This is a genomic window from Bradyrhizobium sp. LM2.9 (assembly GCF_054056555.1).
The window spans coordinates 273,232-297,404 of sequence record NZ_JBSRYJ010000002.1; the positions used below are offsets into that span (position 1 = coordinate 273,232).

Here is a 24,173-nt window from a genome sequence, read left to right on the forward strand (position 1 = left end):
TCGTCAGGGAGAGAAACGAAAGCGACGCAAAGATGTCTGCAACCCAAGATCGAACCGATAGCTCGAGGCTCACGCTCGACAATAAGGTTGCCGTTACGCGCGGTCCGCATTTGGGGGAGCGCGGGAAAGCGTTGCCGGCGGAGCGCCGCACTGATGGGTCAGTGGTCACGCTCAATGACAAGTGGACGGTGACCCGCGGTCCTGTTCTGATTAACGGCATGCAAGCGATCGCGCGCATGCTGCTGGTGCAATCCGAACTGGATCGATCGCGCGGACTTAAAACTGCGGGTTATGTTTCCGGCTACCGCGGGTCCCCGGTCGGCAACCTTGATACGGCTTTATGGGCGATCCGCGACCGCCTGACAGCCGCAGGAATTGTCTTTCAGCCTGGGGTGAACGAGGATCTCGCGGCGACCGCGGTTCGCGGCACCCAACAGCTAGGGTTTCTGCCAAATCCAAAGGTCGATGGCGTATTCGCGGCTTGGTACGGTAAGGGCCCCGGCGTCGATCGATCCACTGACGCGCTCAAGCATGGCAACTATGCCGGGACTAGCCCCACTGGCGGCGTGCTTTGCCTGTACGGCGACGACCATGCTGGCAAGTCCTCAACCGTCGCGCATCAGAGCGAGCAGGCAATGGCGGCCTGCCTCATTCCGTCTCTGTACCCGGCAACAGCGGCCGAGATAGTCACCTTCGGCCTCTACGGGTATGCGCTGTCGCGGTATAGCGGTCTATGGGTCGGACTGAAGCTCGTAAACGAGACAGCCGAGCAGACGATGACGGCTGACCTCGCGCTTGATGATTTTGAAATCGTCATCCCGCCTGAAGCTGCTGATGGCATTCACATCCGATCCGGCGTCCTTAGTCCGCTTGCCGAAGAGCAGGTGGCTGTTGAGAAGCGTCTGCCTCTGGTTCACAAGTTCGTTCGCGCAAACAAACTGGATCGAACCGTATTCCGCGCGCCGCGACCGCGGCTCGGAATCGTTGCGGCAGGTAAGAGCTACGGCGACGTGCGTCAGGGGTTGGCGTTGCTCGGATTGGACGAGGACGGGGCCGCACAGCTCGGAATATCGCTCTATAAGGTCGGCTGCAGTTGGCCGCTCGAACCGGAAGGTCTGGCGGCGTTCGCCGAAGGCCATGCCACGCTTCTGTTCGTCGAAGAAAAGAAAAGCTTTCTCGAAGCGCAATCCGCAGCAATTCTGATCAACCGGTCAGAGCGGCCCCGGCTGCTTGGAAAGATTGATGAAGCCGGCGAAGCACTTTTTTCCTCGGTCAAGCTGCTTGAACCGGTCGAGATTGCATTGGCCATCGCCGGTCGACTTACCCAGCTCGGAGTGCTGGACGCAAGGTTGCAGACCTGCGCCGAGGCTCTAGCGCGCGATTCGGGCGTTTCCCCGCCCTCGACGACGGCCATCCAGCAGTCGAGCCCTTCCAGCGAGATCGTCGGGACACCAAAGCGCGTTCCATATTTCTGCTCCGGCTGCCCGCATAACCGCTCGACCCGCATCCCTGACGGAAGCCTGAGCATGTCTGGCATCGGTTGCCACGGCATGATCAACCTCGTCCGGCCGGAGCAAGCGCTGCCTCCCGTTCACATGGGAGCCGAGGGCGGAAACTGGGTGGGAATCGCGCCCTTCAGTGGTACGAACCATATCTTCCAGAACATGGGGGATGGAACTTACTACCACTCGGGACTGCTCGCCATCCGAGCGGCCATCGCCGCCAAGGTGAACATCACCTACAAAATCCTGTACAACGACGCAGTGGCAATGACAGGGGGGCAGCCCGTCGATGGGCCGATCTCGGTGGCCGACATCGCGCGACAGGTTCGCGACGAGGGCGTAAAAACCATCGTTCTCGTGAGCGACGAGCCCGGACGTCACAAAAACACGGTCCTGCCGAGCCAAGTCGAGATCTTTCATCGCGATCGACTCGACGAAGTTCAGCGGCGTTTGCGTGCGGTTGAAGGCACAAGCGTGCTCATTTATGAGCAGACCTGCGAGGCCGAGAAGCGGCGACGGAGAAAGCGCGGTAAATTCCCCGACCCTCCGAAGCGCCTGTTCATCGCAAAAGGCGTGTGCGAGGCATGTGGGGACTGCTCCGTCCAATCGACCTGCGTAAGCCTGGAACCGGTCGAAACTGCGTTCGGTCTGAAGCGGCGGATCGACCAGTCGAGCTGCAACAAGGATTATAGTTGCCTAAACGGGTTCTGTCCCTCCTTCATCACGGTGCGGAACGCGGAGCCACGCAAGCCGGCGCCGTCGGAGATCGACGAATCCGTCTTCGAGAAGCTGCGCGATCCAGTCGTCGCTAATCGCCAAGACGGCACGGAGAACATCATACTAGCCGGGGTTGGCGGCATGGGCGTGGTCACGGTCGCGGCGCTGATCGGCATGGCGGCGCATCTCGAGGGCAAGGCCGCCTCCTTATTCGATATGACGGGCCTCGCGCAAAAGAATGGTGCCGTGTACAGTCATGTCCGTGTCGGGCGCACTGCGGATGCCATCGCGACCCAACGCATCGGCCGCGGCGAGGCGACCTCACTTATCGCGTTCGACCTTGTCGCTGCCCTAGCCGATGAATCCGCGGCGACCCTGGCCGCGGGCAAGACGCGCGCCGTGCTGAATGCCGATGTCGGTCCGACGGTCGACTTTCAATTCAGCCGCGACTTCAAGATCGCCCCCGACTTGATGGAAGCCAGACTCGCGCAACGCGTTGACCGTGAGCGCATGCTGAGCATTAACGCATCATCCATCAGCGCGACTCTGATGGGAGACAGCATCGCTGCGACGCTGGTCCTCCTCGGCGTAGCTTCGCAATATGGCTTGCTTCCGGTCGGGCCGGCTTCCGTCGAGGCAGCGATTCGATTGAACGGTGTCGCCGTGCCGATGAACCTGCGGGCGTTTAGGCTCGGGCGGCTGTACGTCCATGACTCGGCTCAGATTGAGGCGATGGTGGGCCGCAGCCGACCAGCAGCACCGTTCGTGCCAAAGACGCTGGATGAGCTTGTGGACGTGCACAGCGCACGTCTCGTCGCGTATCAAAGCGAACTCCTCGCCCGCCGCTACCGGGCGCTCGTCGCCAAAGTCGCCTCGGTGGAAGAGGCCATCGTTCCGGGCTCCCAAGCGCTCGCAACGGCGGTGGCCCGGGGCTATGGGCGGCTTCTCGCTTATAAGGATGAGTACGAGGTCGCTCGCCTGCTGAGCGATCCCGCGCTCGCAAACGAGATCAAAAGCACTTTCCAGGGGGGCGCGACACTGTCGTTCAACCTGGCGCCGCCAATTCTGGCAGGCAAGCCCGTCAATGGGCGGCCGCAGAAGCGAGAGATCTCAGTCGCATTCATGTTGCCGGTTCTGCGCATGCTTTCGCGCATGAAGCGGCTCCGAGGCACCCCGTTCGACATTTTTGGTTACATGCCCGAACGGCGTATGGAGCGAGCGCTAATTCCTGAATACGAAGCGCTAACGGATAGAGCGTTGAAGCAGCTCACGCCAGCAAACCACCAGCGACTAGTCGGGCTACTTTCTCTGGCGGATGATGTCCGCGGCTTCGGCCCGGTGAAGAAGGCCGCCGTCGATGCCTATCACGCCAAGCTGGAGCAAATGGAGGCAGCCATCTCCAGCTCAGCGTCATCGCGACAGGCGGCGGCCTGATTGAAGTAGTGCGAAAAGTGCTTGCGCTCTGCCCACGAACAGAAGTCGGAAAAGCTCGGGTCGTGCTCTGCAGTGATGGTGATGCCGAGCTCCCGTTCCCAATCATCGAACATTCTGCTCGAATGCAGCTTTAGCCTTGGCTTTGCGCATCGCAATCCCCGCGATTCGCGGGCTGCTAGGATAGCGCATCATCTACTAACCCACCTTAGATTGCCGCGCCGGCACGACTTTCTTGCGCCGATCGGGAAGCCCTGGCGCTTAGAATCGCAGCGACTGCTGTCCAGGTGCTTGCTGTCCAGGTTATCGGGATCTTCAGATGCTCAGTTCAAGGCGCTTGCAGGCGTGATAGTGCGAGCCATGCCTAGGCGAATCCGAAGGGCAGCTGCGTTGCTCAATCGATCCCCATTTTCATTTGGAACAGCAGCCAACCTATTGAAATTGCAGGAGTGTGTTCGACCATTTTTTCCAAATGCGCCTTGAAATCATTATATAATCAAACGGATTTTGATTCCGCCATTCGGAGGTTCGATCCCTCCCGCCCCAGCCAGCCAGTCCCGCGGCTAGCTAAAGTTTGCAACCTGCGCCTCACGAGCCCGGAAATCCGGGCTTCTTTTGCATTCCACTTCGGTCTCCAGGCTCCTGGTCACGCAATCTTCGGGGCTGAATGGCGGAAAGTCTCCGGCTGTTTCTCGAAAAGCTCCCGTTTCGCAGAGACTATCGGCGGAGACTGGTTCGACCGCCACTGCCACCCGCCGTACCAGGAGTTCGAATCCCTCTCCCTCCGCCACACCACCAAGATCATCTCGTACTTGGCGCTGCAGACTGGCCGGAAATTCGGCCGTTTTCCTACTTTTTCGGACGTGGACAACGCCCATGCGCCCTCCGAAATGGGCTTGAGGAAAGCCGGAGAACCGAATTTTCTCCGAATCTTAGAACCCCCGAAAATGGTCTGGTACGGCATCTCTCGGAAAATCAACCGCTAACCTGAGCAGCGGTTTGCATCCTTCTCGCTCAAGCAATGTCAGGACCACCCCAATTGGCCGCTCACAGAACTTGTGAGCACATCGGCTAGCGGGGGCGGCGTCTGTTGATCGCCGATGCCTTCACCATCTCTGCTACCGCGTCCCAAATTTGAGCGGCCAGCGGTCGGCTTCATCCGGCCGATCCGATGATTTCGAGGGTCGAGCCTTCGATGCGCCGCTCGACATCAAGCGAACCAGTGGGCTTCTCCCTCAGTGGCTAGCAGAGGCGGCGGCGACCCGTCGTCCTACTTGCCCGCAACGCGTCCCCACAGCACCATGCCCGCCCTCAAAAGTATCACTTCATCGCTACCAGCGTAGCGATGTTATGGTACGGCGTACAAAGGGCGGTGAAGCATGATCAAGAAGCGGGGGATGAAGGTCGTCGCGTACTACCGCGTCTCGACAGACCGGCAGGGTCGTTCTGGATTGGGCCTCGATGCACAGCGGGTTGCCGTGCAGGGCTTCATTGATGCTTCCGGTGGTTGGCCTCCGGTCTCCGAGTTCACAGAGACCGAGAGCGGACGAAAGGTCGATCGGCCGCAGTTGGCCGCCGCGTTGGCTGCGTGTCGCGTTCATCGGGCGGTTCTTGTAATAGCCAAACTCGACAGGCTCTCACGTAACCAATCATTCCTGATGGCGCTGATTGACGGCGGCGTGGACGTGCTGTTCTGCGACCTCCCTCAAATTCCTGCCGGTGCAGTCGGGCGGTTCATGCTGCAACAGATGTCCGCAGTGGCGGAGCTGGAAGCGGGACTTATCAGCGAGCGGACCAAGGCCGCGTTGGCTGCGAAGGTTGCCCGCGATGGGCAGTGGGACCGGAAGGCGAAGCATCATCTGGTTGCTGGTGTCGGTCAGAAGGCCGCTACGGAGGCCGTGAGGGCCCGTGCTGCACAGAGGGCCAGCGACCTAGCACCGATCATTGCCGAGATCAGGAAGACTGCCGCAGGCTCACTGAGAGAGATCGCGAAGGCCCTCACCGAGCGCGGCATACCGCAGCCGAGCGGGGGCATGGGCGCGTGGTCCGCAGTGCAGGTGTCACGAACGATGGCCCGGCTGTGAGCCCTCGGGTGAACCTCGAGGGCTGAAGGAATGTTTTTATTTCTGTCAGTCAATCAGTGTTTTTTGCCAACCCTTCAGGCCACCATTATTGGACACCAAACCTTGGGCTCAAGTTGAAGGATTAGTCCGTTCCGGGTCAATCGCGTCACTCTGACAGCGCGCCGCGAACTTCCGCTTTTCCCCGATCAGCGGACATCGCCGATCCGTTGCGTTAGGTTTGAAAAGGGCCACCAGCAGGACTCACTTCTGGCACTGGTGGGTGTCGGAGGTGATCATGATGAGCCAGTTCATCAAGGTCAGCTAGACGCCTAGGCGCTCCCGTCAGCGCGACCGGTGCGCCACGGCGAGGAACCCGGTTTAAGCTGTCCGGCGCTGACAACGCTATCTATACTCACAAGCCTTACGAAGGGTAAGTTTCAAAGCGTATAGGAGGCCCGTTATGGATGAGAAGGAACGGGTTCGCGTTGGACTGGCGCTCTCTGGCGGCGGCTTTCGCGCAACCCTTTTTCATCTCGGCGTTGTCCGATTACTCTATGAAAGTGGATACCTTGGTGGAAGCGGCCAAGCTGGTCGTAAGGGAATTGTGCAGCGTGTGGGTGCGGTGTCCGGTGGCAGTGTAATTGCTGCGCACCTTGCGCTTAATTGGAGTCGCTACACGGCCGAGCCGAACAAATTTGAAGAGGCGGCAAAAGAGTTAATCGGTTTTGTTCAAAAGGACATTAGGGGCCGCATCGTCCGTTCTTGGATATTGGCCTGGATTTGGCTTATGCCGCGCCTAATAGCAAGGTTGGTGCGCTGGACGATTTCGAACCTGCTTCAGTCCCACTATGATCAACTATTCAAGAATGGGCGCCTGGAAGATTTGCGTCAATCGGGCGTTCCCGAAGTTTACTTCAACTGTACGAGCCTGACATCCGGCTCTGCATGCTGCTTTGGACCAACAGGATTCACTCGTTTCAACACTGATGGTGAAGCGGACCTAATAACTTCGGACGAAATGCGAGTGTCCTTCGCTGTTGCAGCGTCCTCAGCCTTCCCGCCGCTCTTTCCGCCGATCGAAATCTCGTACCAGACACTTGTAAGCTCGCAAGGCGAATTCCCAAATCCGCACTACCTCTCTGATGGTGGGGTGTACGATAATCTAGGTATCAATCCCTGGATATGGTCTAACACTGACGGAAGCAAAGTCTTTGACAAGCTGATCGTAAGCATCGCGGAAGGATATTTTGATTCAGAGTACGACAAGAGCTACACTTGGCTGGTGAGCCGGAACGTCCGCGCCAGCGACCTCTTGATGACCAGGGTCAGCGAACTTCAGCTCGGTGCGCTTAAATCAGAAACGAGCGCTCTAGTTTTCAGCATTAAGGATGTTCTCGATGAACAAGTAAGCGCGGACGGCCGCACCGATCACCCAATTTCGGTCGAAAGGCAGCGAACGCTATCAAAGATTCGGACTGACCTCGATATGTTCTCGTCCTACGAGGTGACCGCCCTTATCGCGCACGGTTTCAGCGTCGCGCGTCGGTCACTCATCGACCATGGATTGATACCAGAAGATGCTCCGAAGCATTCATGGGATCCGTTGAACAAATTGAAGGAACTCGAGAATGGCGAGAATAGCCTTACACGAACGCTGAGAAAGGGGAGCAGACGCAAATGGCGAGTTCTGTCGATTCGTGATCCTGCTTCCCTATTGTTAGCCGCCACGATGGCCCTCTTCGGGACGGATATTTTTTACGCCGTCGAAGCTTACCAAATCTATGTACAGGACGCACGGTCTCAGGCGGCAATTTTGGTTGCAAACCTTGCGGATAGAAAATTGAATAATCTTAAGCTAACAGCTTCTGACACACGCACGACCATCAGGTCTTTTCAGGTATGCGTTGGGGAATTCGCCGAAAACTGTCCAGTCGGCGCGAAAGTGTTGCCTTGTGGAACCTCCGTGCAAAAGTGGGCTAAAAGCCAATGTCTCAATGCATCGATTACGCAGATTTCAGATCGTGCTGGAAACAGGTGCGGGTACTCGATCTCTCAAATCTTTTGCACAGAGGAGAAGGATCGGTGAACCAACCGAGTGTTTCCGTATTTGCGCGGTCTTCCAGCCTCAGTCCACGAGATCGCGGGAACGGATTTCTGCAATGGGTCATTCGCGTTGGTTTGGCCGGACCACGGCGGCTTCCGGTCTACCCCGGTAAACAGACATTCTCAGAGTAGGCCGCAGCCGCGTTCACCGAGGTCGAGAGCGGCAAGAGGAACGACCGGCCCGGAGATTGCAAAAGTTCTATCGGCGCCGTGTCTACGGAGCCAAGGCGTAACCTCGCTCAGAGGCATCGCGAGAGGGCGCACGGAGCGGCGCGTCCCTACTCCTCGCGGCTCAACGAGGGTGGGCTGCTGTGCAGGTGGTGCAGACGCAGGTCGAACCCTAGCCCCAGAGGCCAGCGTTCAAGAGACGGTCACTTCTAGTTCGTCGTCTTCTTCGTCTTCTTCATCTTCGGGATCGAATAGAGATACTTGAGCGGGCTTTCGTCGCCCAACTCCAGAAGCGGTCTGTATGGTGATCTTTAATGGCGAGACCGAGGTTGGTGGGAGTGGAGCCCAACTTGGTGCGCGCAAGCCCCATCTTCTGTGGCAACGGCCATTATCTCGATTGCCCTCCAGAATCTGGCCATCACGGTATTAATCAGTCTCGCGTTTGGCCGGCCGATGGCCCCTCCGAGCGTCGTCGGACGACATCGAAGCGAGTGCGCAGTGCATATCGCGAGCCGAAATCAGCGTCGTGAGAAGTCGATCTTGGCCAGCGCTTCACCCGGGTTGTCGCCTTTGCCGCAGTCGTCAGACGGCTTGGGGTTGCACTCTTTCCGCGGCTGGCAGTAGTCCTTGTGTGGATGGCAGTCGTCGTCCTCGGCGTCCTTCCAGCCATTATTGCGCTTCGAGCAATCGCCCGTGGCGTCAACGAGGCAGTCATCGTGTCCGTGCGCGGTCTCGACCGATTTCGCACCTTCGGAAAACTCGGTGACCGCGACATCTCGCGCAGGCCCCGCTTCTGGTCTGAGGCTCGTCATTCCGACCTGAAACGGCCCGGCCGCCGCGGCAAGATGGAAGATGATATCGGCTCCCTGGGTAATTTCGGGTCGGTGCGCTACGCTCACGCGCGTCATATTTAGGTGCCGGAGATTCGCATTGATTTCTTTTTCCTTCTCGGTGTCGAGATGGGCCGTGCCCTCGTCCAGAAACAGGATCTTTGGTCGGCGATAGAGCGCGCGAGCAAGCAGTACTCGCTGTTTCTGCCCGCTAGACAACGAGCTTCCCATGTCACCGATGAGGCTGTTGTAGCTCATCGGCATTGCCATGATGTCGTCGTGGATGCCGGCAATCCGCGCGCACTCGATCATCCCTTGCAGGTCGAATGTTGTGTCAAAAAAGCAGATATTGTCGGCAATCGATCCCGACAGCAATTGATCCTCCTGCATCACCGCGCCAATTTGCTCGCGATAAGCGCGCGGTCCGATCTGGCCCAGCGGAAGGCCGTCGATCAGGACCTCTCCGCTCGTTGGCTCAAGCAGCCCAAGCATAATTTTGACAAGGGTTGACTTGCCGCAACCTGAGGGTCCCATGATCGTCACGAATTGTCCCGGAGCAACGCATAGGTTGACGTTATTAAGAATCAGAGGCTCTCGTTCTGCATACCGAAAGCACACCTTGCGCAGTTCGATCGCGCCGCGCATCTGTCGGACATATGACAGGTCCCGGTCGTGCCCCCTCTCGATCGGGGTGAGCGCAATGTCGGCGAGACGCTCGAGGTGCAGCCCGAGAATGCGGACATCCACCAGCTTCTCGATCAGCAGCGCTGTCCGTCCAGCGAACTGCAGCTTGTAGCTGACGAACGCGAATATCATGCCAACCGTGATGAGGTTGTCTAGTGCGAGGCGAGCGGCGAGGTAGATCGTGATTACGTTCTCCAACCCGAATATCGTGTCGTTCATCGCTTTGAAGCTGACCCTTGCACGACCAAGCCGCACGTTGGCATTTATATACGCAGCATAGCGGTTCAGCCACTGGCTCTCCCGTTCGTTCTCTCGGTTGAGTAACTTTACGCTTTGCACCGCTCGCACGGTTTCGATGAAGGCGGAGTTCTCGTCTGCCTTGCTGTGAATGGCCGCTTCGCTCCGTTGCCGGAACAGCCCGAAAAGAGCGAGCCGCAAGGCGGCGTACAACGCGAACGCCAGCAGTACGACAAGTCCGAGTTGGACGCTGTAGGTGAACATTAGCGCCAGCATTAACACTGACATGAGACCGTCGATCAACCCCGTGATCAGTCCCTCCGCGAGCACGTTGCGAATGGGCTCGATCGAGTTGAAGCGAGAAAGGATGTCGCCGATGTGCCGCTTTTCGAAGAATGAGAGTGGCAAACGCACCAGATGATGGAACAGCCGGGCGCCGATTTGAAAGCTCAACGTGTTTTGCAGAACAAGTATAGTGAACGAGCGGGTAGCGGTCGACCCGACCTGTATCAGGAGAAGGAGAGCGAACCCTAGCCCGAGTACGACCAGGAGATCGACGTCCCCTCTCGCGATGACCTCGTCAACGGTGAGCTGCATATAGAAAGGGGCGGCTAGGAGAAGAATTTCGATGACTACTGACAGAACCAATATTTGGGCGAGGGCATGAGTGTTGCCGTTCATTCCGCTCCAGAATATCGAGAACGGCAATCGTACTCGCTCGTCTGTGCGGCAGAACTCTTCAGTGGGCGAGAGTTCGAGCGCGACCCCGGTGAGATGTCTAGATGCTTCAGTGAGGGGAAACCATTTTTCGCCGGCTGCCGGATCGTGCACCACGATCCCTTTCTTCCTGTACGCTTTCAGTACAACGAAATGAGCCATGTCCCAGTGCAGAATAGCCGGTAGGCGCAATTGGCAGAGGTGGCCGATCTCGATTCGCAGCGGTCGACATGCCAGGCCCAGGTGAGCTGCTATCTCCATAAGGTCGCGGAGAGTGACACCTTTTAGGGACACTGGATGCCGGCGACGCAGTGTGTTCAAGTCAGTTCGATGACCATGATAGAACGCGACCATTGCGAGGCATGCGAGCCCGCATTCCGTCGCCTCCGTCTGCCTGATGAGCGGGAGGAATCTGCGTCCGCTGAAATTCAATAGTCCCTGCATGCGCTACATCCTTGCGCTTAGCACCGGGTCAAGCAGCCACCTCATGAGGGACCGCTGCTCAAGAATAACGTCGGCCCTAAGCAGCATGTCCGGCTGAAGCGGCATCTTACGGCCATGGGCGTCGATGTCGGGCCGTTCGAGAACCGCAGTCACACGGTAAGCCGGTTCCTTGAGGGTGATCGGCCCGGTCGTTTCGTTGCCGGTCAGGATTGTGTGAGAGACTTTTGTCACGCTGCCGCGGTAGGTGCCGAATTTCTGATAAGGAAATGCATCGTAAAGTATCCTAACCTGCTGGCCGGGGCGCACAAAACCAAACGCGCGTGTCGGAAAGAACAGCTCCGCCTGCAGGTGCGCATCAAGGGGAATTATTTCGAGCTGCATATGCCTTGGATCGGCGATCTGGCCAACAGTCGCCTGCAGCGTGGACACGCGCCCACCCGTTGGCGCCTTGATAACGTAAGCCTGCCGCCCGTTCACCTCGGCCACGCGCTGTTCGATCGAGGAGAGATCATTACGCAGTACTCGAATCCTCTCTGCGGCGACAGTTGGAAGTTGCTCGAGTGTATGCCGAGCATCTGTCAATTGGGTGCGTCGCGCGGTGATCTGCTGATCGAGTGACACCACGCTCTGCTTTTGCTCAAGTGCAGCCTGCTCGCGGCGTTTCAGCTCAATCGTTGGCAATGCACCGCTTGCGGTTAGCTTTGCACCCGTCGATACAAAACTCTCGGAAAGCTTCAGTCGCTCGTTTTGGATGCTTCGCTGTTCCTCGAGTTGAACAATTTCTCCTTCGATCCCCTTGATCGTGGCAGCGAGGCGATCCTGTTCCGAGGCGGTTCGGCTATCTTCCGCATCGATCTGTCGCTCCACCACATTGCGTTGCTGCGCCAACACTGCAAGTACGGTGGAATTGACGTCATCGCCATTGGCGGTGATTTGGGAAGTGACTACGGTCAGGAGCGGGTCACCCTCGGCAACCTCTTGCCCTTCCTTCACTTGTATCGCCTTGATGAAACCGTGTTGTGGTGCGAAAATCTTAGCTGTGCCGGAGGTCGGCGTGAGATACCCGGACACGGTCTCCTTGCGCGCGTATTGCGCGATGGATAGAAAACACAAGATGACTCCAACGAGCGCAGCCAGGCTCCAGCTAAGGAGCGTGCTTGATAGCGGCTGCAGCAGTACGACCTCACCCCAGCTGTGGCGCTGGCGCAAAAAGTCGATAGCTTCCTTGCGAAATAGAGCTGGCTGACTCGCCATGGACGCACCTTGCTGTGCTCTTATTCATATTTAAGCGCTGCTTCATATTTAAGCGCTGCGCGGAGTATCTTTCCGCCACAGCAAGACGCGGATGTATACCGATGAACCGCTCCCCCTTATGGAGAAGCGGTTCGCCGGTGCATCATGCCCTTATCCCACGAAGGTTTGGGATTGGTTGGACAGCACGCCTACCTGAACTTGGTTTCCGCTGAGAACATTGATGTCGCCAGTTCTGATCAGTGATCCGCCATCATGGCAGCCACAGCCGCCGTTGCCTGCGGCCACGAGGTCGAGCTCTTCATCAGACAGTTCGATCGGGTGAGTAAAAGTGGTCATCTCTAGCATCTTGGTCTCCTTTCGATGTAGTGGCAGAACGGTGATGTAACGGTTGCCACGTCATCACTAGTTGCAAGAGACCAATCTGGATGCACTGTCGCATAAATTTTCTGTGCGGCACGTGTTTGACGCTTGTTTGCATCGTGATTGTGCAACGTCGTATGCAAGGTGTCTTACAGTGAGGAGCCAGTGCGGTTTCGTCATAGTGAGTTGGACTCTGATCAGTTCGGTGCGGCGGAGATGGAAAGCGCGCTGGGACGCCATGGGGCGGAGCTCGATCCAAGGTGCGCTTTAGTTTGTTTCGATGGCGCCAGTCGCCGCGCCTGTTGGCACGACAAAGCTTCCAGCTGATCGCATTGCAGGCGGGTTGGATAGAGGCAGGAAAGTGAAGGGTTGGAATTTAGCTTTTTTGAAAGTGCTCCGAATGACCCTTGATGGCGTTACACGGCATATCAAGGAAATCGGATCCGATGCATGCCCCGAAGTTATAGATGCGACTTTGCGCCCGTGTTGAAGCCTCCCATCTTCGAAGGCGGCCCGAGGAGTTGCGTCGCTGCTCAGCGCCTCGACCTGGCAAGCGAGCACGACGCGTTATGGTCCGCCACCCGTCGCGGCTTGGCGATTGGCAAAAAAGTTTGAAAACTTCGGGAACGAAGGCGCTGCTGCTGACTTGAGTTCGCCGACAGCCGATTTCGTATTTTTTTAAAAGAGATCATTTAAATACATTTAAATGCAGGGTGTTTAAATTAGCAGGCAGTGGCACTGCGCGTGAAGATAGGACCGGGGTGACTCGACCATGCCCCATCAATGCGTCGATTTAACGAAGGCAAAGATTCGCCCCGGCGCAGCGCGGCATGATAGCTATTGCGAGACGGCTCTTAATTACGAAACAGCTCTGCTTGAGTGCGCCTCCGGATCGCGATCGGCCGTCGGCAAGATTTACGCCCGGGAAAGGGAGCAGTTGCGCGCGATGGCGCACCGTATCGTGCACGACAGATCCCGCTCCGAGGACGTCATCCACGACGCATTCGCGCAGATTCTCCGATATGCGAAAAACTTCGATCCTGCACGCGGATCTGCCCGGGGCTGGATCTACGCGATTGTCCGCAACACGGCGCTCAAGATGCGGCGGAGCGCCAGGCGCGAACTCGCGCTCGAGGACGACGCATTGAATGCCATCTGCGCGCGGGAGCGGCCCGTTCCGAACCCTGCGTCCTGTATCCCAGACAGTATGACGCTGCGAACCATACTCGATCAACTCGAGCCACAGCGCCGCGCGAGCCTGCTTCTGGCAATCGTTGACGGGCGCACGCACGAGGAAATTGCCGAATACCTCCGGGTTCCCGTAGGAACCGTCAAGGCGTGGATCCGGCGAGAGCTCGTGGCGATGCGCCGGCAGCTCGAATGAGGCGTAAACTTATTTTTTGCCGCTGCATCCAAAGGCGTGCTTCGGCGACAGTAGGAGTGACGGCGTGGTGCCCAGGCAGGGCGCGCGCATGATGCACGTGCCTTGTTCGTCGCCTGAGCGAGGAGCGAAACAATGTCTTTCCTGAGCAGCGTTGCAAGCATTACCGGGCTGTTAAAGCTTGCGGGAACCCGCGTCCCATCCGACGAATCTACGTCAACCAAGCCCGACGACTGCGGTCACGGCAAGCTGTCAAAGTGGAATGACGATCACAGCGGTAACGACGACTTCTTGAGAACCGACGACGGCAAGGACAATCATTCCAAAGTTAGCGGCATTGCCGCGTACCCGAAAGACGGCAAGGGTGACTACCCAGAGCACGATGGTGGTTGGAAGGACGCCAAGGACGGCGAATACCAGCCCAAAGACTACGACGACGGCGGCAGGGGCGAGACCGATCGCAGTCCTGGTGAGGTGCTGGCCAAGTGCGACTTCTCCCATGGTGATTTCCCGGGTGATTTCAGCTCGCACGGTCCCGATCATTCGGGTGACATACACGGCGCGCTCGCTTCGATGTCTTCCGACGATGCGCTCGAATACGCCATCGGTTTGATGGGCCCAACGGATTACTTCGACGTAGGGCATTTCGACACGGCGACGGATACGTCGCACGACACGGACGCCTGACATGCCGAAGAGACTCGCTTGGCAGTGAAAGCTGCCGGGCGAGAGTGGTTTTTGAACGAGAAGGACGGCGGTCATGCACCAGGTAGAAAAGCGCGAACTGTTCGACCAAGGGCGGAAGATTTTCGAAGCCGGAGTGCAGCGTGCTGACAAGCGATCCGGCTCTTTCAGTTTCTTGACCTGGTCATTCTTCATTGCCCCGCTGATTGCCTGCGAAGAGTTTCTTGCCGCCCCGTTCAAATCCGCACTGGCCGAGCAAGAAGACGCGACAGCCGCTCGGGCAGGTGCGGGGCCGCAAGCGACGAACGACGAGCTCCCTGCGAGCGATCCCGCGAAACCGGGCGCGGAGAATGAAAGGCCCGAAGGGCGGGCCACCTCGTTGGAGACGCATGCGGCTCAGCTCGATCCGACCGGGCTCCTGGCGGAGCCGCATGAAGACGCGCCCAGACCGAGCACAGCTCGTGGCGAAGCAGTCGCCGCTGCGAGCTGGGGGGATGGGGGCGGAGGTGGCGAAGATGCCGATTTTTGCAAGCACCATGCTCACACCTCGGCCCACGTTAGTAGCGTCAATTGCGTCAACTCGCTGACAGCGGATTCCGACCTCGGAAGCACTCAATTGCCCGGTGGGTCAACGCTCGAATCCATTTGGTCTAATGTACCTTGCGACTCGTTTACCCCGTCGATCGTCACCTCCCTTCCCCTGCTTGGAATGGTCGGCGATCTGAGCAATGACGTGGTGGTAGTGATTGCGCCGGTCGAGGCGGCGGTGCCGCCGGTGCTCGCGACGGCGACCGACACCGTCAGCACGCTGCCCAACGACGCGGCCGGCACCATTGCGCCGGTCGAGGCCGCGGTGGCGACGGCGACCGACAACGTCAGCACCCTGCCCAACGACGTGGCTGAAACGATTGCGCCGGTCGAGGCGGCACAGCCGACGTTCACGACATTGGCCGACAACGTGGGCACGCTGAGCAACGACGCGGCTGAAACGATTGCGCCGGTCGAGGCGGCACAGCCGACGCTCACGACATTGGCCGACACCGTCAGCACCCTGCCCAGCGACGCGGCTGAAACGATTGCTCCGGTCGAGGCGGCGGTGCCGCCGGTGCTCGCGTCGGCGACCGACACCGTCAGCACGCTGCCCAGCGACGCGGCCGGCACCATTGCGCCGGTCGAGGCCGCGGTGCCGCCGGTGCTCGTCGCGTCGGCGACCGACACCGTCAGCACGCTGCCCAACGACGCGGCTGAAACGATTGCGCCGGTCGAGGCGGCACAGCCGACGCTCACGACATTGGCCGACACCGTCAGCACGCTGCCCAGCGACGCGGCTGAAACGATTGCGCCGGTCGAGGCCGCGGTGCCACCGGTGCTCGCGTCGGCGACCGACACCGTCAGCACGCTGCCCAACGACGCGGCCGGCACCATTGCGCCGGTCGAGGCCGCGGTGGCGACGGCGACCGACACCGTCAGCACCCTGCCCAGCGACGCGGCTGAAACGATTGCGCCGGTCGAGGCGGCGGTGCCGCCGGTGCTCGCGACGGCGACCGACACCGTCAGCACGCTGCCCAACGACGCGGCTGAAACGATTGCGCCGGTCGAGGCGGCACAGCCGACGCTCACGACATTGGCCGACACCGTCAGCACGCTGCCCAGCGACGCGGCTGAAACGATTGCGCCGGTCGAGGCCGCGGTGCCGCTGGTGCTCGCGTCGGCGACCGACACCGTCAGCACGCCGCCCAGCGACGCGGCCGGCACCATTGCGCCGGTCGAGGCCGCGGTGCCGCCGGTGCTCGTCGCGTCGGCGACCGACACCGTCAGCACCCTGCCCAACGACGCGGCTGAAACGATTGCGCCGGTCGAGGCGGCGGTGCCGCCGGTGCTCGCGTCGGCGACCGACACCGTCAGCACCCTGCCCAACGACGTGGCTGAAACGATTGCGCCGGTCGAGGCGGCGGTGCCACCGGTGCTCGCGTCGGCGACCGACACCGTCAGCACGCTGCCCAACGACGCGGCCGGCACCATTGCGCCGGTCGAGGCCGCGGTGGCGACGGCGACCGACACCGTCAGCACCCTGCCCAGCGACGCGGCTGAAACGATTGCGCCGGTCGAGGCGGCGGTGCCGCCGGTGCTCGCGACGGCGACCGACACCGTCAGCACGCTGCCCAACGACGCGGCTGAAACGATTGCGCCGGTCGAGGCGGCACAGCCGACGCTCACGACATTGGCCGACACCGTCAGCACGCTGCCCAGCGACGCGGCTGAAACGATTGCGCCGGTCGAGGCCGCGGTGCCGCTGGTGCTCGCGTCGGCGACCGACACCGTCAGCACGCTGCCCAGCGACGCGGCCGGCACCATTGCGCCGGTCGAGGCCGCGGTGCCGCCGGTGCTCGTCGCGTCGGCGACCGACACCGTCAGCACCCTGCCCAACGACGCGGCTGAAACGATTGCGCCGGTCGAGGCGGCGGTGCCGCCGGTGCTCGCGTCGGCGACCGACACCGTCAGCACCCTGCCCAACGACGTGGCTGAAACGATTGCGCCGGTCGAGGCGGCGGTGCCGCCGGTGCTCGCGTCGGCGACCGACACCGTCAGCACCCTGCCCAACGACGTGGCTGAAACGATTGCGCCGGTCGAGGCGGCACAGCCGACGCTCACGACATTGGCCGACACCGTCAGCACGCTGCCCAGCGACGCGGCTGAAACGATTGCGCCGGTCGAGGCGGCACAGCCGACGTTCACGACATTGGCCGACAACGTGGGCACGCTGAGCAACGACGCGGCCGGCACCATTGCGCCGGTCGAGGCCGCGGTGCCGCCGGCGCTCGCGACGGCGACCGACACCGTCAGCACCCTGCCCAGCGACGTGGCTGAAACGATTGCGCCGGTCGAGGCGGCACAGCCGACGCTCACGACATTGGCCGACAACATGGGCACGCTGAGCAACGAGGTGGTTGGCCCGACGACGGGTTCAGAGAGTCAGTCGACCGCGTTGTCGCAAACAGCTGCATCGGACAGCACCGGTGTTCACACCCTTAATAGTTCGGCGCCTGCTCTTGAGATCGCGGAGTCGGCACTGGTTACGGAGAACGGTGCGCCTGGTGATGTACCACAGCCCCCGGATGTGGCTGGCGATGCTTTGGTCAGTGCGGCGCCGGTCGCGGACACGAGCGAGCCGGTGCTCATTACAACAGCTGCGGCTCCGACCGATGCGCCGAGCGATCTGTCGCATCCGGCCGACACGGGCAGTGTGGCTGGCGATGCTTCGGCGAGTGCGGCGCCGGTCGCGGACACGGGCGAGCCGGTGCTCGCCACAACGGCTGCCGCTCCGACCGATGCGCCGAGCGATCTGTCGCATCCGGCCGACACGGGCAGTGTGGCTGGCGATGCTTCGGCGAGTGCGGCGCCGGTCGCGGACACGGGCGAGCCGGTGCTCGCCACAACGGCTGCCGCTCCGACCGATGCGCCGAGCGATCTGTCGCATCCGGCCGACACGGGCAGTGTGGCTGGCGATGCTTCGGCGAGTGCGGCGCCGGTCGCGGACACGAGCGAGCCGGTGCTCGCCACAACGGCTGCCGCTCCGACCGATGCGCCGAGCGATCTGTTGCATCCGGCCGACACGGGCAGTGTGGCTGGCGATGCTTCGGCGAGTGCGGCGCCGCCGGTCGCGGACACGGGCGAGCCGGTGCTCGCCACAACGGCTGCCGCTCCGACCGATGCGCCGAGCGATCTGTCGCAACCGGCCGACACGGGCAGTGTGGCTGGCGATGCTTCGGCGAGTGCGGCGCCGGTCGCGGGCACGAGCGAGCCGGTGCTCGCCAGCGCCGGAGATTCGCTCAGCAGCCCCGCGACCGAGCCGGTACAGCCGGCCGCGCCGGACACCAGCAGCGCTCAAACTCCTGGATCGGCCGACTCGACGCTCGCCACCACGACTGACGCATCGATCGAGAGTTCGGGATCCGTGACCAGTGCCCCGGAGAACGTTGTGACGGACACATCGAATGCTGCGACAACCGCCGTCGCGGGCGATGTGATCGCGTTGAACGATGCGCCACCGCCTCCGGCAGATCCGCTGTTCAACGGAACCCAGTATACAGACTATGGCGTCGCTCTAAGCAGCGACATCGCGCCCCCCCAGACTGCCGTGTCTCAGTCGGACGCCGTATCGGCTCAAGACATTTCGGCGCCGGGTGGCCGCCGATGTCCAAAAACCCGCGCCGCCGCCTCCCGACAGCGTGGATAGTACTCCGATCGATCACGTTGGAACTCACGATGCCATCCTCTAGTAGGAGGCAAACATGACAGCTGTCGAGACACTGGACGATACGCCGCGCAACCAGTCCGGAGCTCAATTTCGCGTCGTATCCAACGACCAGGCCCGCGACAATGTCGGACCTGTCAACGCACTGGCCACTTGGCGTTCGGTCGCGCGCACTAGCTTGATAGCGGTCGCGGCATTTTCGGTCGTTGTGAATCTGCTGATGCTCACGTTGCCGATCTACCTTTTTCAAATATCCGATCGTGTGCTGACGAGCCGCAGTCTCGAGACACTGCTGATGCTCTCGGCCCTCGCGCTGACGTTCATCGGTATCCTCTCGATCGTCGACATTCTGCGTCGGCAGGTCCTGGGACGTCTTGCGACCAAGATGGAGGCAGCGCTCGGCGGCGCAGTACTGGCGAGCAGCATCAACAACGCCAGGGCTGGCGAGGGCGGAACCATCCAGGCGATCCGCAGTCTTCACCAGGTGCGGGGCTTCATCTCGAGCCCTATCATGCTTCTACTGATGGACGCGCCACTCTCGCCCCTCTACTTCGGAGTCATATTCCTCGTTCACCGACATCTGGGCTGGATCGCGGTCGTATCGGGCTTGGCGCTCGCACTGATTGCGCTAATCAACCAGAAAGCGACCTCGGAGCGTCTGAGCGAGGCAGGCCTGCATGCCGCCGAGGCCGATGCGGCGGCCGAGTCCCTGGCGCGAAATTCGCAAGTGATCAATGCGATGGGAATGCTGAGCGAAAGCATTCTCCACTGGGGGCGCCGCCAGGCGCCAGCGCTGACGGTGCAGAGCCAGGCCCTTGATCGGAATTTCTGGATCAGCGGTGCGTCGAAGTTCGTCCGGCTCGTGGCCCAGATCACGATCCTCGGCACCGGCGCCTATCTGGCCCTCCACGCCGAGATCACCGGGGGCATGATGATCGCGGCTTCGATCATCGCCGGCCGCGCTCTGCAGCCGCTCGAGGGTTTGATCGAGGGATGGCGCAGCTGCGTTCAGGCGCGATCGGCCTATGCCCGCGTAAAGCAGGCGGTCGAGTCATTCCAGCGCGAGGCGCCCAAGCTGCGCTTGCCCAGACCGCAAGGGCGCCTGAGCGTTGATCGGGTCTTGTATCTGCCGCCGGCCTCGAAGGAGCCGGTGCTCAATGGTGTGTCGCTTGAGCTCGCGCCCGGAGAATCTTTGGCCATCGTCGGACCGTCCGGATCCGGCAAGTCGACTCTCGCGCGCATTCTGGTGGGTTGTCTGGTGCCGACAGCCGGGAAAGTCAGGCTGGACGGAACAGAGCTGCGCAACTGGGATCGCCGCCAGTTCGGGGAATATAGCGGCTATCTGCCCCAGGAGGTCGAGCTATTTCCCGGGACCATCAAGCAGAATATCTGCCGCATGCGCGACGACTTGCCCGACGAGAGCATCTATGAGGCGGCGATGTTGTCGGGCATTCACGACATGGTCTGCCAGTTGAAGCAAGGATACGAGACCGTGCTCGACCGCGGCGGTGGGCCCCTCTCGGGAGGACAGAAACAGCGCATCGCGCTCGCCCGGGCTTTCTTCGGTAATCCGTCCCTTGTCGTGCTCGACGAGCCCAACTCGAATCTCGACGCGGCGGGCGAGCAGGCTCTGACCGAGACCCTGCAGCGCGCCAAGAGGCGGGGGGTCACCGCGGTGGTCGTAACCCTGCGACCGGCGCTACTGAACAGTGTGGACAAAGTACTCATACTGCGGGCCGGACGCGCGGAAGCATTCGGCTCTCCGAGCGACGTGTTGCATCGCCTGGTTCGGTCGCCCGGCAGGGCCGGCGGAGATGAGCCGGAGCAGCCGCAACGCATCGAATCCTCGGGCGGGTGACCGGCGCGGGAGGACAGCATGAGAGCGGTAAAGGACGACATCGGCGAGTGGTACCGCGGTGTTCCTCTGAGCGCCAAATGGCCCATCTTCACCGGCCTCGCCATCCTTGTTGTTTGGCTCGGGTGTTTCGGCGTTTGGGCCGCAGTCGCCCCACTCAATAGTGCGGTCGTCGCCTCGGGCACATTCGTGGCTACCGGGCAAAACAAGCTAGTCCAGCACTTCGAGGGCGGCATCATCCGCGAGATTGCAGTCAAGGACGGGGATGTCGTCGAGGCCAACCAGATCCTCGTTCGCATGGACGATACCGCTGCCAACGCCAAGCTGAAACGGCTGGTTTTGAAGAAGCATCGACTGCTCGCCATGAAGGCGCGTCTAGAAGCCGAAATGAGCTCTTCGGACGCAATCGAAACTCCGGCTGCATTCAGCGAGAGCGCGCGTGATCCGGAAATCAAAGCGATTCTTGATCGGCAACGTGCCGAACTTTGGGCACGCCGGGCCAGTCGGGTGGCCGAGGAAAGCGTACTCTTAAAGCAAATCGCTGGGCTGGAGGAAAGCATCCGCGGATATGAGGCGCAAGTGCAGTCCACCAAAGACCGTATTGCCTTGTTCGCCGAAGAGCTGAAGGACAAGAATTCGCTTCTTGGTCAGCAGTTGGTCCGCAAGTCGGATGTGCTAGCGTTGCGACGCTCAGAGGCGAGTCTCGGGGGCGACCTCGGCGAGTATCTCGGCCGCATCGCCGATTCGAAGGAGCGGATCGCTCAGGCGAACGAAAGAATAGCGCAGCTCCACGCGGCGGTGCTTCGGGACGCGATCAAGGAGCTGCGCGAGACCGAGGCGGAGCTGGACGATGCGGAGGAGCAGATTCGCGCCGCTCAGGATGTGGTCGATCGGGTCGATGTCCGTTCGCCGGTCCGAGGTATTGTGGTGAAGAACAACTTCCATACACCGGGCGGCGTCGTCTCTCCTGGTGCCGTGATCCTTGAGCTCCTGCCGATCGGGGACGAGCGCCTCATCGAGGCACATGTGAATCCTAAGGACATTTCGCATGTGAGCGTAGGTCAGGAGGCGCTGGTACGACTGTCGGCGCTCAACCAGCGCGTCACACCCATGGTGGGGGCGAGCGTCATCTACGTGTCAGCGGACGCCTTGTCGGAGCAAATGCAGGGGAAGACCGAAACCCGTCCCGACGGTGACACCCGTCGGGAATTCTATGTGGTTCGGGTGCGCCTGGACCAGGACGATATTCTCAGGCGAATGCCTGAATTCATCCCGACGCCCGGAATGCCCGCAGACGTTTACATTAAGACCGGAGAGCGCACGTTTTTCGAGTACATCATGAAGCCTTTCCTCGACAGCTTCTCGCGCGCGTTCCGCGAAACCTGAAGAGAGCGAGCACTTTGGACGTCAATGCTGAGCACTCGCGAGTACGGTGCCCTCAAGCCTTTCGGATCAGGGCACTGACATTCAGCAACCCGGTTGCCTGGCGTATAAACCCGCGAAGCGCAAGAATGACGGCCGGTCCTTCCCGGGACGCCTTACCTAGTCGTCCGTGAAGAGCGGCTAAGCGATTGAGCTAGAATCGCATTTGTCGTTGTGGACTGTTTTGCGATTGCAGGGTTTTGATGCTTGGGGCATCGGAACCTTGCAATTTGATTTTCAGGATTCCGTCGAATCGCCAGTCATGATTCCCTCGTCGCATCGGAGGTGGCGATGCGACCGAAGAAGCACAGGACGACGGGATCGGGCGATCTGTTCCGGGCCAAGCTGGACCAGATCATCAATATGAAGCACGAGCTGGTTCAGCTTGCCGGCAAGGTCGATTGGGACTGGATCGACGGCGAGATCGCGCCGCTCTATAGCGAGAACGGTCGGCCGGGCATCGCAACCCGCTTCGTGATCGGGCTACTCCAGCTCAAGCACATTTACGGCCTGTCCGATGAGGGGGTGTGCGAGCGTTGGGTCCACGACCCCGTATTTCCAGTACTTCACCGGCGAAGTGTTCTTTCAGCACGCGTTCCCGCACGAGCGCTCGGACCTGAGCCATTGGCGCAAGCGGCTCGGCGACAAGCTTGAGCTGTTGCTGGCCGAGAGCTTGCGGGTGGCGCACGAGGCCGGTGCGTTACGCGGCCAGGACCTCAAGCGGGTCACGGTCGATACCACCGTGCAGCCGAAGGCCATCACCTTCCCGACCGATGCCAAGCTGCTGCACGCGGCGATCAAGGGGCTCAATCGACTGGCGAGGAAGCACGGGGTCAGGCTGCGGCAGTCCTATCTTCGCATTGCCAAGACCGCGGCAATGATGGCGGGGCGCTACGCCCATGCCAAGCAATTCAAGCGGCATCAGCGGCAGTTGCGCATTCTGCGCAGTCGACTGGGCCGGATCATCCGCGATATCCGCCGCAAGATCGAAGGTCAGACCGTGCTCGAGAACGCGTTCGCCCTCCCGCTTGGCCGGGCCTCGCAGATCCGCTCGCAGCAGCAGCGCCAGCGCGGCTGGAAGCTCTATTCCTTCCACGCCCCGGAGGTGGAGTGCATCGGCAAGGGCAAAGCAGCCGCGCCTTACGAGTTCGGTGTCAAAGCCTCCTTCGTCACCAACAACCGCCGTGCTCCCGGTGGCCTGTTCGTGCTGCACGTCAGGGCGCTGCCCGATAACCCGTACGACGGTCACACCTTGCGGGACGTCATCGACCGCACCGAGACGCTCACCGGCTGTGCGATCGAGCGGGCCTATGTCGACAAGGGATACCGCGGCCACGACACACAAAATCCCCGCCGAATCTTCATCTCTGGCCAGAAGCGCGGCGTCTTCGGTGTCATCAAGCGCGAGCTGCGCCGCCGCTCCGCCATCGAACCCATCATCGGACACCTGAAGACCGATGGCCACCTCGGCCGCTGCTATCTCAAAGGCCGCGCTGGCGATGCGGCCAACGTCATCCTCTCTGCCGTCGGCCACAACTTCCGCCGCATCCTCGCCTGGCTCAGAGAACTCTTGTGCCTGTTCCTGACCCAGCTCTGGCGCACGCGCGCCTGTCCGGCCCCGCTCAATTCCGCTTCTTAACGGACGACTACCTCACAAAATTATTTGGTTTTAACCCCAGTCTGAGATGGGCGTCCTTTGATGGAGCGGAGAAGGTTCGAGGCCAGGTTCTCTCCCTCCGCCACCCCACCAAAATAGTTTCGTACTTGGAGCCGCGGACAGGCCAGAAATTCGGCCTTTTTCCTGCTTTTCCGCGGGCGGAGAACTCCCATTCGTTATCCAAAAGGGGCCCGAAAGGAGCCGGAGAACCGAATTTTCTCCGAATCTTAGCGCCCCCAAAATTGGTCTAGTACGGCATTTCTCGGCTGATTGATGGCTTGGCTGCGTCACGGTTTGGATCTCTCTCGCTCAACCAAAATAGAAAACTGAAGTGCAGTGCCACGCCGCTGGATATGCATACGGCGGCGTGGTGGAAAGAGCCGGTCAGCCGAGTACATGGCGGGATGTG

At 60.7% G+C, this 24,173-nt stretch carries 11 protein-coding genes and 1 pseudogene; 9 read left to right on the forward strand and 3 right to left on the reverse strand.

All coding sequences use genetic code 11. From position 1 onward, the window contains the following. The first annotated feature begins 32 nt into the window (after positions 1–32). The 3 genes from ACVWW3_RS02850 to ACVWW3_RS02860 all read left to right on the forward strand — a co-directional run bounded on the left by ACVWW3_RS02850 (position 33) and on the right by ACVWW3_RS02860 (position 7,799). Positions 33–3,653 (forward strand): indolepyruvate ferredoxin oxidoreductase family protein, encoded by a 3,621-nt coding sequence (locus ACVWW3_RS02850; RefSeq protein ID WP_456671854.1) that lies wholly within the window; start codon positions 33–35, stop codon positions 3,651–3,653. A 1,376-nt stretch (positions 3,654–5,029) separates the two neighbouring features. Then, a complete protein-coding gene (locus ACVWW3_RS02855) occupies positions 5,030–5,734 on the forward strand; it encodes a recombinase family protein (RefSeq protein WP_456650972.1) in 705 nt (234 codons plus the stop codon). 439 nt (positions 5,735–6,173) lie between these two features. Then, entirely contained in the window at positions 6,174–7,799 is a 1,626-nt protein-coding gene (locus ACVWW3_RS02860) for a patatin-like phospholipase family protein (RefSeq protein ID WP_456650971.1), read from the forward strand. A gap of 703 nt (positions 7,800–8,502) precedes the next feature. Here the strand turns inward: ACVWW3_RS02860 and ACVWW3_RS02865 are convergent. The 3 genes from ACVWW3_RS02865 to ACVWW3_RS02875 form a co-directional block, all read right to left on the reverse strand. Beyond that, the gene (locus tag ACVWW3_RS02865; RefSeq protein ID WP_456671855.1) at positions 8,503–10,896 is read right to left on the reverse strand and encodes a peptidase domain-containing ABC transporter; all 2,394 of its coding nucleotides are present in this window, start codon (positions 10,894–10,896) and stop codon (positions 8,503–8,505) included. Positions 10,897–10,899: 3 nt separating this feature from the next. Further along, entirely contained in the window at positions 10,900–12,150 is a 1,251-nt protein-coding gene (locus ACVWW3_RS02870; protein WP_456650968.1) for an HlyD family efflux transporter periplasmic adaptor subunit, read from the reverse strand. Between the two features lie 150 nt (positions 12,151–12,300). Continuing rightward, entirely contained in the window at positions 12,301–12,495 is a 195-nt protein-coding gene (locus tag ACVWW3_RS02875) for a hypothetical protein (RefSeq protein WP_247447010.1), read from the reverse strand. Positions 12,496–13,282: 787 nt separating this feature from the next. On the opposite strand from ACVWW3_RS02875, the gene ACVWW3_RS02880 reads away from it, so the two are divergent. The 6 genes and pseudogenes from ACVWW3_RS02880 to ACVWW3_RS02905 all read left to right on the forward strand — a co-directional run bounded on the left by ACVWW3_RS02880 (position 13,283) and on the right by ACVWW3_RS02905 (position 23,746). Further along, positions 13,283–13,894, forward strand: coding sequence for a sigma-70 family RNA polymerase sigma factor (locus ACVWW3_RS02880; RefSeq protein WP_354068638.1), 612 nt, complete (start codon positions 13,283–13,285; stop codon positions 13,892–13,894). A 132-nt stretch (positions 13,895–14,026) separates the two neighbouring features. Next, the gene (locus ACVWW3_RS02885; RefSeq protein ID WP_247447008.1) at positions 14,027–14,578 is read left to right on the forward strand and encodes a hypothetical protein; all 552 of its coding nucleotides are present in this window, start codon (positions 14,027–14,029) and stop codon (positions 14,576–14,578) included. 73 nt (positions 14,579–14,651) lie between these two features. Further along, positions 14,652–18,812 carry a hypothetical protein gene (locus ACVWW3_RS02890; protein WP_456671856.1) on the forward strand — a complete coding sequence of 1,387 codons (4,161 nt, stop codon included), beginning with the start codon at positions 14,652–14,654 and terminating at the stop codon, positions 18,810–18,812. A 55-nt stretch (positions 18,813–18,867) separates the two neighbouring features. After that, a complete protein-coding gene (locus ACVWW3_RS02895; RefSeq protein ID WP_456650966.1) occupies positions 18,868–20,688 on the forward strand; it encodes a type I secretion system permease/ATPase in 1,821 nt (606 codons plus the stop codon). Between the two features lie 18 nt (positions 20,689–20,706). Continuing rightward, the gene (locus ACVWW3_RS02900) at positions 20,707–22,071 is read left to right on the forward strand and encodes an HlyD family type I secretion periplasmic adaptor subunit (RefSeq protein ID WP_247447005.1); all 1,365 of its coding nucleotides are present in this window, start codon (positions 20,707–20,709) and stop codon (positions 22,069–22,071) included. A gap of 327 nt (positions 22,072–22,398) precedes the next feature. Beyond that, a pseudogene (locus ACVWW3_RS02905) lies at positions 22,399–23,746 on the forward strand (IS5 family transposase). Positions 23,747–24,173 lie beyond the last annotated feature (427 nt).